A 12,001-nucleotide genomic window follows, 5' to 3' on the forward strand; every position below is an offset into this window, starting at 1 on the left:
TGAGGTGGAAGGAACTCTACCGCGCCTTTGGCGCCTGGGCCTGGCCCAACATCTTGAGCGAATTGGTGACGAAGCCGGATGCGGCACAGCCCGGCTTCACCATGCTGGCGGTCACCGGATAGCTGTTGCTCGGATAATCCTCGTCGGGAACGACATAATGGACCGGGCCATAGCCCAATGACACCAGCATCGTGTTCGCGGGTGTCGGGGCGCCCTGCTTCACCTTGGCCCAGAGCGGCGGCATCACATTCGCGTCGCTATGGACGATCGCGAAATCGCCGAGCTGGATGACACCGAAGCGCAGGGGCACGGGTGCGATATCGGTATCCTTGAACACGCAGCGCGGAAGCGAGGCGCCCGGCGCGTCCGAGCAGGATCCGGGATTGTTGAGCGGATAGGTCGACTTGCCCGGGCACGACAGGACCTCGAACATCGCCGCGATCGCCAGCCGATCCGCAGTCTTGACCCGCGCCGAAGTCGCCACGACTTCCTCGCCGAGCACCGCGGCCACGGCGCCCTTCAGCGTATTGGTATCGGGCGGCACCAGCCCGGGCAGCTTCTGGCGCGGGTTGATTGCGATGCCCATCGGCGCGCCAACCGTGTACATCGCCACCGCCTTGTCGCCGAAGCGCTGCTCGACATAGCGCTCGACCATGCCGACCATGTCGGCGCTGACCGCCGAGCGCTTGCTGTTGTCGTTGTTGCCCAGCCCCGGCACGCCCGGCCCAGGGCCGTTGCTGATCAGCAGCGCGATCGTCTCGCCGTTCAGGCTCTCGACCTTGAACACGCCGATCGAGGCATCGGCGCTCTGCGTACGGCCGCTGAGCGGTGCATTCTCGGCACCCATGCCATTGTCGCTCTTGCCGGCCAGCTTGAACGACCCGTTGGCATAGCCTGCGCGCGCCGGCTGGAGGTTTGCGATTGCCTGGCGGACCGAAGCGAGGATCGCATCGGAGGTAATCTTTGTGATCTTCGCCGACCCCGGCAGGATGATGCCCACCGGATTGTTGTCGAGCCGCACCGCGTCATGGGTGTGCGTCACCGCCAGCAGGATATTCTCCTCCGGTACGCCGGCTTCCTTGGAGACCCGCTTCATCAGATCGGCGAACACGTCGGCGGCGATCATCGGCAGGTCACCGACGATCAGCACCGCGCGCTTGCCGCCGGATTCGACCACCAGGGTGCGGACGTAGAGCTTGCTCTCGATCGAGACGAAGGGCTTGGGCAGGTCTTCCACTGCCGGCGTGATGTCGATGCGGGCAGCGCCGGCCTTGAGCGCGCCTTCGACCTGGTAGGCCTCGGCCGCCATGAGCTGCGTCGTCGCGACCGGCTGGGCGAGCGCGGTGGCCAGCAGCATGGCCTTCGCTAGGGTTTGCTTGATCATCTTCTCTATCCCTGGACTGGAAGGCGATACGGCCCCGCGCATCGCTGCACAGGGCCGCCTCACGGCTCAAAACTTCAGCCGGACGCCGGTGGTGAAGTAGCGCCCGACAATGTCGTCGCTGGCGATGTACGCGCCGTAGCGCCCTGCATCGCTCGACGAGTTGATCGCGATCGGCGCCTTGGTGTCGAACACATTCTGGACGTTCAGATAGAATTCCATCTTCGCCCAGTCCGCCTTGGGCGTGAAGCTCAGGTTGATATTGGTCCAGCCAAAGGTCGGGATCTTGGGCTCGGCATAATAGAGCGTGGGATCGGTGTTCCACTCGAGCGCGCTGCGCCAGCGCTGCGACAGGCTGATGCGGATCGTCTCGTCGGGGCTGTAGTTGACGAAGGCGGTGAAGCGCCACTTGGGCGTCGCGCCCAGCCCCGCGATCGGGGAATAGGCTACGCCGGCAACGCCGGCATCGGCCAGGCTGGGGGTGACCTGCTTGAGCAGCGGCTGGTAGGTGACGAGCGCGCGCAGCGAGAGCGGGTTGTTGAACAGCTGCGTCGCGTAGTTCGCCTCGAAATCGATGCCGCGCGTATGGATCGATGCGGCATTGACGGGCACGGTGTAGAAATAGGTCGCGTTGTTGGCGGCCGAAGTGTCCGAATAGCCGTTCGGTCGCACGATCAGGCTGCAGAGCGGCGAGGAACCGCCGCTGGCGTTGCAGATCCGCTGCACCGAGACATTGGCGCCGTTCAGCGCGGTGATCGCGTCATAGATCTTGATGTCATAGGCATCGATCGAGACGCTGAAGCCGGAGAACCAAGCCGGCTTGTACACCAGGCCGCCAGTGAGGGTGGCGCCGATCTCGGGTTGGAGATCGGGATTGCCGCCGCCCTGGTTGGGCGCGTTTACCAGGGTCTGGCCGGTCAGCTGGTCGATCACCGTGCCGCGGCTGACGGTGGCAGGCTGATAGAGATTGCTGAGGTTTGGCGCCCGGAAATCGCGCGAGCGCGTGGCGCGGAGCATCAGCGCGTCGCTGACCCGCCAGTTGAGACCCACCTTCCAGGTCGTCGCGCCGCCGAACGTGTCGTAATCGGCATAGCGCCCGGCCAGGTTGAGGCTGATGTCGCGTGCGAAGGGAACGTCGCGGAGCAGCGGCACCTCAAGCTCGAGCGCGGCTTCCTTCACGGTCTGCTTGACCAGCGGGATGATGCCGAAGGTCACCTGGTGCAGGTTGGTTGTGCCCTGGCTGCAGTTGTAGCGGATGCCGGTGCAGTCCGCCTTTACGTCGGGCGATATCTCACTGGTCGAGTAAAGGCTGGTGCGCCGCCACTCGCCGGAGAGTGCGAAGCTCACCGGGCCCGCCCAGGTGCTGAACGGCGAACCGGTGAGCGAGCCGGTGATATCGGTAAGGCGGGTGATCGCGGTCGCCTGGGTCCGATCGGTGATGTAGCCGAGTGCCGCCGCCGAGGAGGAGGTAGGCCCGAACAGGTTCAGGGGCGCGCAGTTCGGATCGTCGTTGGTGGTGATCGCATCGGCATTGATCTGGCAGACGATGTTGCCGCCGACCGAGACCGCGTCGAGCGCGGCACCGAGATGCTGGAGGTTGATGTTGCGCTCGGTCGTCCACTTCTGCTCGGAATAGCCGTGGCTGGCGCCGATTTCCCATTTGAAGCCATTGCCGAAGCTGCCTTCCAGCCCGGCATTGCCCCAATAGCTGCCCAGGTCGAACTGCTTGGTGTGCGGCAGCAGCTGGGTCGAGATCTTGCTCATTGTGAACGTCGTCGTCGCGGTCCCATATTGATAGGCCGGCGGCAGGAACGGGTTCTGCGAACGCAACGTCACATTGGCGAAGGACAGGCTGGTGTCATTGTAGGAATTGCGGTTCTTCGCACCGAAGCCTTCGATGAAGAAATGCACCTTGTCGCTCACATCGAAATCGAAGCGGGCAAAGGTCCGCTTGGCGCGCAGCGCGCCCTTCAGCGAGCTGTTGAAATTATAGCCGCCGTCGCCGCCGACCTCGAAGCCCGAGGTGCCGGTCGCCATACCATGCTGGAAGGCGCTCAGCACGCCGTTCGACGAGAAGTTCATGCCGGCCAGCGGCCCGCTGCGGACCAGGCCGCCAAAGCTGGTCGCGGCGTTGCGGACGTTCGAATAGAGGCCATAAGGATTGCCCGCGGTACCGGCCGCGGAGGTCGATCCGGGGACACTGCCCTCGACCTGCCAGAGGTTGCCGATACGGCGGCTGAACATGTTGGTGATGCCGGGATCGTCATAATATTCGAGGCTCGCCTCGATATGGCCGCGCCCGCCGAACAGATTGGCGCCGAACGCGCCGCCAAGATCGGTGATCGGATCGTCGCCCAGACCAGAGATGCCGCGCTGCGCCTTCAGCGAGACGCCGGTGAACTTGCGGTCGGTCACGAAATTGACGACGCCGCTGATCGCATCCGAGCCATAGACGGCGGAGACGCCGCCGGTCACCACGTCGACGCGCTGCAACAGCATCTGCGGGAGCATGTCGATCGTCACCAGGCCGGTGTCGGTGGTCGGTTGGATGCGCTTGCCGTCGAACAAGGTGAGCGTGCGATAGAGGCCGACATTGCGGATATTGGGCGCGTTCGCCGCGCCGTTCGGACCGCCCTGCCCGCCACCGGTGCCCGAATTCTGGCCCATCGATCCCTGGAACACCGGCAGGCTCTGCAGCGCCGCGGCGACGCTGGTCGGCTGGGTGGTCAGCAGCTCCTGCGTGCTCACCACGGTCAGCGGCGTCGGGCTGTTATTGCCATTGGTGACGATGCGGGAGCCGGTAACGATGATCGCCTGCTCGGCAGCCGGAGCCTCATCCTGCGCGCTTCCGGACGCGGGCCCGGAATCCGCCTGCGGCGCCGGTGCGCTGCTCTGCGCGAAGGCGGGACTGACAAAGGCAATGGTGCTGACCCCGAGCAACAGGGCGCACGCCTTCCTGGTGTGATAGCGCACGTCTCACTCTCCTGAACTTTGCATGTCACATGTCGTTGGGCGCATGTGTGCAAGATCAGTCGCACGGCGAATGCGATCGGGCTCATCCATTTTGAAGGTAAAGTTATAATATCGGCAGATCGGAACCTGCCCCGGCGCCGAGGCGGTAGGCCACCGGCGACCTAACCATGCAGGTCATTTCTACAATGTTTCCCGCAGACCACCCAATAGTCTGAGCTTTAGCTGGACCTCACTGGCGAACTTCACGACTCCGGTGACGTAGTTTTTGGCTGTGAGGGTGCGTGGCTGGGGCGTAGTCGGCGTCCGGATGCGCGACGGCCGGACGCCACAAGAACGTTGCGCGGCCCGCCCGTCAGCCGCGGACCTGCCTGAACAACCAGTCCCGCGCGGCCTTGATGTAGAAGAACTTGCGCGCCGAGGCCATGTGATCGACGCCCTGGAACGTGAGGAAGGTGATGTTGCCGCCTTTGGCGAGATAGCTATCGATCTGGCCGGTGAGTTTCTTTTGGTCCTCGACGGGGAAGATCAGTGCCGGATCCAGCCGCTCGGCCGGACGCGTCACCCTGGCGCCAGCCTGCTCCCACACGGGCACGCATTTCTCGTTCCAGGGCGTCGCCTTGTTGTCCTCGGTGCCGGTGAGGATCAGAACCTTCTGGTCGGCCAGGGTGACGACGTCACTCGGGCGCTGTTGGCCCGCGATGATCAACCCGGCGGTGAAGGTCTTGGGGTGCTTGGCCATCAGCCAGAGCGAGCTCATCGCGCCCATCGACCAGCCGGTGGTGTAGACTCGCTTCGGATCTATCTTGAGCACCTTGTCGGCGCGGTCGGGCAGGTTCGGGTTGCCGTAGTTCCAGCGATTGCTCAGCAAGAATTCGACGAGCTTGTGGGTGTTCTCGAGGTCGTAGGTGTGCTCCCAATAGTCGTTCATCGTCGTGCGTTCGTAGCGCGGGGTGATCACCACGCATTCGTGGCGGTCCTGCTCCTCGGGCAGGCTCCAGATGCTGGCGATGCATTGCTCGGTCAGCGTCTGCGCGCAGGTGCCGTCATAGCTTGTGCCCGAATGGGTGATTGCGAGCACGAGCGGGTATGCCTTGTTCTCGCCGCCGGGGGCTAGAAACGACTTGGGCAAATAGATGCTGTATTCGAGCCAGGCCGAGCGCGTGTCGTCCCACCACCAATGATTCTGCTCCCAGGCATCGACGCCGCGGATGGCGACGCTGTTCCCGCGCTGCCCGGCATTGCTCCACACCTTCTGGCTTGCCGCATAAACCGCGCCCGCTGTCGTCCGCACGGGTTTGTCCTGCGTGATCGTCACCTTGTCGCTGTCGGTGGTCGGCAGGCTGAGGTCCGCGTCATGCGCGAACTCGGTGATCACATAGGGGCCCGTGACGCTCGCCTTGTCTGGACGCAGCGCCGGCTCGGCATTGGTGTAGACGCCCACGATTTTGCGCGGCTTCGCCGCCTCGCTCGTCGCGTTCTTGTCGGGGGCCTCGGGCATGCCAGGGAAATAGCCCTTGGCAGCCGGGAAGACGCTCGCGGTGTAGCTGTCGAGCGCCAGGGCGGAGGGATCGATCGCCACGTCATACTCGACCGCGATGCCATAGACCTTCTCGCCGCCCCCGGTGACTTCACAGAGTGCCGTGATCCCCTGGAGTCCAGGTCCGTTGCGCTTTCGCGGCCCGCCCGGACCGTTGTTCGTCGCGGCCTGGAAGCCGCCGGCCTGCGCCTGTGCCGGCTGAACAGCGAGACCCATTGCCGAGGCGGCACCGGCCAGCGCGGTGCCGGCCGCCACGAAGTCTCGTCTCGATACCTTAGTCATGCGCAGTCTCTCATCTGGAAGGGTTTCCGCATCTTAGCGCACGAAGGTCACGTTGACCGGCTTGAAAACCTGGGCGCTGTTCGTGGTCGGCTGCAGGCGCCCGCTGCGGGGATCGCGGCGGAGCACGGAGACACGGTCCTCGCCTTCCTCGGCGACGAGGATCCAGTTACCGCCCGGCGATGGCGCGAAGCTCCAGGGACGGCGGCCGACCGCGATGCGCTGGACCTCGGTGAGCGTACCCGCCCTCGGATCGATCGCGAAGGTGATCAGCGAATTATCGCCCTCGCGCGTCGAGACATAGAGAAAGCGCCCGTCGGAGCTCACCGCCAGTTCGGCGGCGCTGCGCTCGCCGGCGAAAGTCTTTGGCAGCAGGTCGAGCGTCTGGACGGGCGTGAGGTGCCCGCGCCGGTCATCCCACCGATAGACCATCATCTGGGCGGTCAACTCTGTGTCGAGATAGGCGAAATGGCCATCACGCCCGAAGACAAGGTGGCGCGGGCCGCTTCCCGGCGCTGTCTGCGCGAACGCTGGCTCGGAGGGGCTCAGCGTCCGCGTGGCGGAGTCGAAGCGATAGACGAATACCCGGTCGGCACCGAGATCGGGGACCAGCACGTGCCGTCCGCCCGGGGCGACGGTGACCCCGTGCGCGTGCGGGCTGGTCTGACGGCGATGAGGGCCGGTCCCCTCATCATGGCCGAGCGATGCCGGGGCGCCCAGCGAACCGTCCATGGCCACCGGCATCGCCGAGACGGTGCCGGAGCCGAAATTGGCGGCGAACAGGGAATGCGAGCGCGCGTCATAATCGAGATGTGTCGCGCCACCGCCGCCCGAGCCGACATCGCCGAGCGACCGCAGCGCGCCGGTCTGGCGATCGACGGCGAAGGCGACAACCCGCGCTTCGCTCTTGCCGTCATTGCCGCTCTCGCTGACCGAGAACAACACTGGGCTGCCCGGCATCGCCGCGAGCCAGGTCGGGCGGAAGACATCCGCGACCGGGCGGACGTCGCGCAGCGTGCCGGTCGCCTCGTCGAACCAGCCGCCGAACAGCTCCTGCCCAGGCTGGTCGCCATGCGTGCCGAAATAGACCAGGCTCGCTTGGCTGGCGGTGGCTGTCGGGCGAACCGCCTGCGTGCAGCCGGTTGCCAGCAGCAGCATAGCGCCCAGCACCGCCGCGATGCGGGTGGGCCCGGGCTTTGCTTGCTCGTTCAAATCTCGATCTCCGTTGCGCTTGCGTATCGCTTGCCGGCCGTTTCTCGCCGCGCCGATACCGGCGAGAACGAGCGTGCGAATTTCGCTATGGTTACATCTGTATCGGCTTCGTCGCAGGCGAACGGAACGGCGCCCGCAACGAACGGAGCCGGGCGCCGCCCCCTTCTACCACCGCACGCCCAGCGAAGCGCCGAAGGTGCGGGGATCGCTGATCGTCGTCGCGGGCAGTGTCGATTGCTTGACCGCGTAATTGGAAAGGTTCTTGACGAAGGCGCTCAGCGTGAAGCGCTCGCCGGCGCTGACGAAGCGCGCCTCCAGATTTTCCTGCCAATAGCCGGGCTGGTAGCCGAGTTTAGAGGCGTCCTGGACCGGATGCACCCAATAGCCCGAGCTGTGATAGGCGTCGCCCCCCACCGACAGGCTCGCGCCCGAGCCGAAGTGGAAGACGTGCTCGTAGCTGAGGTTGGTGCTGAAGGTCGGCGAATGCGGCTGCACCTTGCCGCGGATGTCGTAAAAGGCCAGCGCGTTGGTCAGCTGGTCGTTATAGCCGATATAGCAGCCGCCGCCGGTCGGCGCCGCCAGCGTGGCGCAGGTGCCCTGGCTGTTGCCGAATCGCGCCTTCATCAGCGTGCCGTTGAAGCCCAGGCTGTCGTTCGGGGTCAGCAGGAAGCGAGCCTGCCATTCGAGGCCCAGATTATAGGCGTTCTCGATGTTGAAGGTCGGCACCGAGCATTCCGGCGGCTGGCCACCGCCATTGGAGCAGACATAGGTCGCGCCGCCGGCCAGGGTGACCGGGAAGCCGGCATAGCTGTCGATGTCCTGATAATCCTTCTGCTTGTAGTAGAAGGCATCGAAGTTGAGCAGCAGCCGGTTGCCGAAGAACCGGTTCTTGACGCCGAACTCGAAGGCCAGCGTCTTCTCGCTCGCGAAATTCGCCGCCGTTCCGAGCGCGCCATTATAGGTCAGGCCGCCGGGGCGATAGCCGGACGACACCGTGAAATACTGCATCGAGTGGGGGGAGAGATCGAGCTCCTCGCCGAGGCGAAAGTCGAAATGGGTGAGATCGCGGCTGTAGGTGGTGGCAACGCCGGCGGGCTTGAGCGTGCGACGGTCCCAGCTTTCGCGGACGCCCGCAATCGCGCGAAAGCTGTCGGAGACGGGCACGGTCGCCTCGCCGAAGATTGCGTTGGTCCGCGTCCCGTAGCCGGTGCCGCCTGGGCGCCCAGGCACCGCCTGGAACGCCGCACCCCATTTATACTGGCTATAGTCCCAGTAATAATAGCCGAGGTTCCATTGCAGCGCGCTTCCGTCCGGGCTGTGGAGGCGGACTTCGGCCGAATATTGGTTGAACGGATCATATTCGTGAACGACGAAGCACTGGCCAGGGCCGCCGATATTCCATGGCGGGCCGTTATGCGCACAGCTCGTCGCGTCGCCGGCAATCTTGATGTACGAGCCGGTGACGTCGAGCGCGACCCCGTCCGAGAAGCCGTAGCTCAGATTGCCGGTGAAGGTGTGCTGGTAGATATCGGCCTTGTTGTTGGCCGGATCGCTGGTCGCATCGCCGGTATCGCCCTTGTGCCAGGCATTGCCATTGTCGTTGATGCTGTCGCCCGCATAGGGCGCGACCTTGTTGATGATGATCGGATAGGAAGCTTCCGAGCCATAGCCCGTACCGCCCAGATGATCGAGCTGATAGCCTAACCTGATGGCGAACGCAGCACTCGGCTGAAACAGGATCTTGGCGCGGAGTGCCTGGGCAATGGCGTTGCCGGTTTTCGGGTCGAAATAGGAATTGCGGTGCACCGCCGCGCCCGCGATGCGGATCGCTACCGTGTCGCTCAGGGCGAAGTTCTGGGCAATCTCGCCGCGGATCAGGCCGAAATTGCCGATCGTGAGTAACCCCCTCCCCTCGTTGCTGCCGAGGATCGGGTCGTTGGAGATGACGTTGACCACCCCGCCCTCCGCATTGGGACCGTAGCGCGTGCTCTGGGGCCCTTTCAGCACTTCGATCCGGTTCACGTCGAAAAAGCCGGTGGTCGTGCCGAGCGCGATGATGTTGTAGACGCCGTCGAACTCGAGCGCGACCGAACCCTGGGTCGCACCGCTCTGCAGGTCGGCGCCGAGGCCGCGCACGTTGATCGAGAAGCCCCCGGGCTGGGCACTCGTATTGACCCCCGGCACGGTGGCGAGCGCCTGGGAAATGTTGGTCGTCGCGGTGCGGGCGAGATCGTCGCCGCCCAGCACATCGACCGACGCCGAGACCTTTTGCAGGCTCTGGCTGTGGCGCGCCGCAGTCACGATGATCTCGTTATCGGTGCTGGATCCGGTATCGGCCTGCTGCGCGGCCGCCGCGCCATCGGTCTGCGCACCGGCCGGCACGGAGTCGGCCGACCTGGCGGAACCGGGCTTCGTGTGGATCATGAAGACGCCGCCGGGCGTCCGGGTGAGGAAGAGCCTGCCATTGCCCAGCATCTGGGACAGTGCCTGCTCGGGCGTAAAGCTGCCGGTCAGCGCCACACTCTTCTGCCCCTGGGCAATCGCCGGATCGAACAGGATCTGTACATTCGCTGCCTCGGCGAAGCGCGTCAACGCCTGGGCCAGCGGCATGCTGGGTATGTCGAAACTCTGCGCCGCCGGCTGCGCCACCGCATGGGCACCTGGCACACAGATGGCCGTGGTCGCCAGCAGGGCGCTCAGGCTGATAGCCAATCCTCGCATTGTCCTCTCCTTGGTCGTCGCCCGATTGTCACGGGCGTTCGAAGGGTCAGACGCGGGCGCGCGGCAAATCCGCAGGTTGCCGCGGAATTATTTCAAGCGCGGCCTGCGGTGCAGCACGATTTCGTCAGCGCGGCGCTCGGCGGTCACGGGAAACAGCGCGACCAGGGCGGAGAGGAAATCATCGCGTGCGTCGGTGCGGAAGACCCCGCTTACCCGCAGCGTATCCAGATCAGGATCGGTGATGCGGATCGGCACGCGGTTGTAGCGGTTGAAGGTGCGCACCGCTTCGGCGAGCGGTTCCTGATCAAAGTGCAGCTTGCCCTCGATCCAGCTGATCCGCGCCTTCACATCGGCGGGCTCCAGCCGGGTGCGGTCCGCCGTGCGATCATATTCGAGCAGCTCGCCGACTTTCATCCTGGCGGGCGCGGCTCCACGCGGCTCGGCGCTGCGCACGATCACGCTGCCCTGGGCGAGCAGCACGGTGATGCGGCGCCGATCGCGCGACACCTCGAACTCGGTACCCACCGCAACGATCTCGCGCTCGCCCGCGGTCACCACGAACGGCCGGGACCTGTCATGCGCGACGCGGAAATAGGCCTGTCCGCTTTGCAGCGTGATCGAGCGGCGGCCGCCGGTGAGCGCCACGCTGATCCGGGTATCGCCGTCGAGCGTTACCACGGAGCCGTCGGCGAGCCGTACGATGCCGCGCTGGCCCTTCCCCGTGGCGAAGCTCGGGGTCGCCACCGCAAGCGTGGCGCCGCGGTCGAACCCGCCCTCCCCCCAGAACAGAGGCCCCAGGAGCAAGGCGAGCACGAGCGATGCCGCGAGCGCACCGATCCAGGACGCGTGGCGGCGCTTGCCGGTCCGCGGCGCTCGCGCCGCTTCCCGCAGCCTGACAAGCGCCGGATCGTCGCCGATCCCCTCCATCGACCGCCAGCCACGTTCCATCGCGGCATAGGCGGCCTGGTTGCGCGGGTGCGCCGCCAGCCAGGCGTGATGGGCTGCGGTCTCGGACCGGGTCAGCCCACCCTGCACGCGCAGCAGCCAGTCGGCCGCAGCCAGCGCAGCTCCTTCCTCCCGGTCAGGCATGCCGGGCCCGATCATTCTTCCTCCGCGCATGCTGCCGCGATCCGCACCATGGCGAGCTTGATGTGCTTCTCCACGGCACTGACGCTTATCTCCATATGCCTGGCGATCTCCGCCTGCTTCCATCCTTCGAACCGAAACAGGACGAAAGCCGTCCGCGCGCGATCGGGCAGAGCCTGGATCGCCGCGCGCAGCCTCGCGACCTCTTCCTTTCCGAGCAAGACGCGCTCCGGCGAGAAATCCGCAGGCGCGTGCTGCTCCTCATCATAGCTTTCCGTTCGCCCGTGCGCCCGGACTGCACGGCGGCGAACATGATCGGTCAGCACATTGTTCGCCGCCTGGAATACATAGGGCTCGACGGCGCGAACTCCGTCGACCGCCCCGCGGCGGGCAAGGCGCACCAGCACCTCCTGGGTGAGATCGTCGCAATCCTGGCTATCGGCCCGGCGGCGGAAGAACGCCATCAGCGGCCGGCGATAGCGCCGGAAAATCGCTTCGAGCGCATTACCTTCCGGCTGCGCCGCTGCCGCTGTGCTGATGGAACGAGTCAATGCATGCCGGTCCGAATGGTCGCGCGATGCGAACGCAATATGGCTCGCCCCCGACGAGCCGGATCGCAATGCCGACGAAGCGGAATGGTTCGCCCGGCACACTTTATTGATCGGTGCAGGGCAGCGGCTCGCGCGCCGCCGTGCTAGCCGCGGCGGCCACTCATCGCCGGGCGCTGTCGGCGTGGAATAGCTGCGGGGCAGCTTGCAAGGAAATCGCGCCATACGGCCCAGCTATGCCCGCCCGGAACCTGCCGATAGGTT

At 65.5% G+C, this 12,001-nt stretch carries 7 protein-coding genes; all 7 read right to left on the minus strand.

Going from position 1 to position 12,001, the window contains the following annotated elements:
• Positions 1–16 precede the first annotated feature (16 nt).
• Positions 17–1,384, minus strand: a complete 1,368-nt coding sequence (locus tag AC1RPL_RS06735) for a hypothetical protein (protein ID WP_493068480.1) — start codon at positions 1,382–1,384, stop codon at positions 17–19.
• Between the two features lie 66 nt (positions 1,385–1,450).
• Complete coding sequence (locus AC1RPL_RS06740) at positions 1,451–4,354, minus strand: TonB-dependent receptor domain-containing protein (RefSeq protein ID WP_493068481.1); 2,904 nt, start codon at positions 4,352–4,354, stop codon at positions 1,451–1,453.
• A gap of 352 nt (positions 4,355–4,706) precedes the next feature.
• Positions 4,707–6,173 (minus strand): alpha/beta hydrolase-fold protein, encoded by a 1,467-nt coding sequence (locus tag AC1RPL_RS06745; RefSeq protein WP_493068482.1) that lies wholly within the window; start codon positions 6,171–6,173, stop codon positions 4,707–4,709.
• Positions 6,174–6,206: 33 nt separating this feature from the next.
• Complete coding sequence (locus AC1RPL_RS06750; RefSeq protein WP_493068483.1) at positions 6,207–7,382, minus strand: lactonase family protein; 1,176 nt, start codon at positions 7,380–7,382, stop codon at positions 6,207–6,209.
• A 165-nt stretch (positions 7,383–7,547) separates the two neighbouring features.
• Positions 7,548–10,103 carry a TonB-dependent receptor gene (locus AC1RPL_RS06755; protein WP_493068484.1) on the minus strand — a complete coding sequence of 852 codons (2,556 nt, stop codon included), beginning with the start codon at positions 10,101–10,103 and terminating at the stop codon, positions 7,548–7,550.
• 87 nt (positions 10,104–10,190) lie between these two features.
• The gene (locus AC1RPL_RS06760) at positions 10,191–11,207 is read right to left on the minus strand and encodes a FecR family protein (protein WP_493068485.1); all 1,017 of its coding nucleotides are present in this window, start codon (positions 11,205–11,207) and stop codon (positions 10,191–10,193) included.
• Positions 11,204–11,962 carry an RNA polymerase sigma factor gene (locus AC1RPL_RS06765; RefSeq protein ID WP_493068486.1) on the minus strand — a complete coding sequence of 253 codons (759 nt, stop codon included), beginning with the start codon at positions 11,960–11,962 and terminating at the stop codon, positions 11,204–11,206. Before AC1RPL_RS06765 ends, AC1RPL_RS06760 begins: the two co-directional genes overlap by 4 nt.
• Positions 11,963–12,001: the final 39 nt, after the last annotated feature.

It is taken from the genome of Sphingomonas sp. GW821-FHT12D09, from assembly GCF_058807215.1.

What these genes read in the sequence shown, in the direction of transcription:
- AC1RPL_RS06735 (WP_493068480.1), bottom strand. Translation starts at nt 1,384, where the DNA reads ATGATCAAGCAAACCCTAGCGAAGGCCATGCTGCTGGCCACCGCGCTC.
- AC1RPL_RS06745 (WP_493068482.1), bottom strand. Translation starts at nt 6,173, where the DNA reads ATGACTAAGGTATCGAGACGAGACTTCGTGGCGGCCGGCACCGCGCTG.
- AC1RPL_RS06755 (WP_493068484.1), bottom strand. Translation starts at nt 10,103, where the DNA reads ATGCGAGGATTGGCTATCAGCCTGAGCGCCCTGCTGGCGACCACGGCC.
- AC1RPL_RS06760 (WP_493068485.1), bottom strand. Translation starts at nt 11,207, where the DNA reads ATGATCGGGCCCGGCATGCCTGACCGGGAGGAAGGAGCTGCGCTGGCT.
- AC1RPL_RS06765 (WP_493068486.1), bottom strand. Translation starts at nt 11,962, where the DNA reads ATGGCGCGATTTCCTTGCAAGCTGCCCCGCAGCTATTCCACGCCGACA.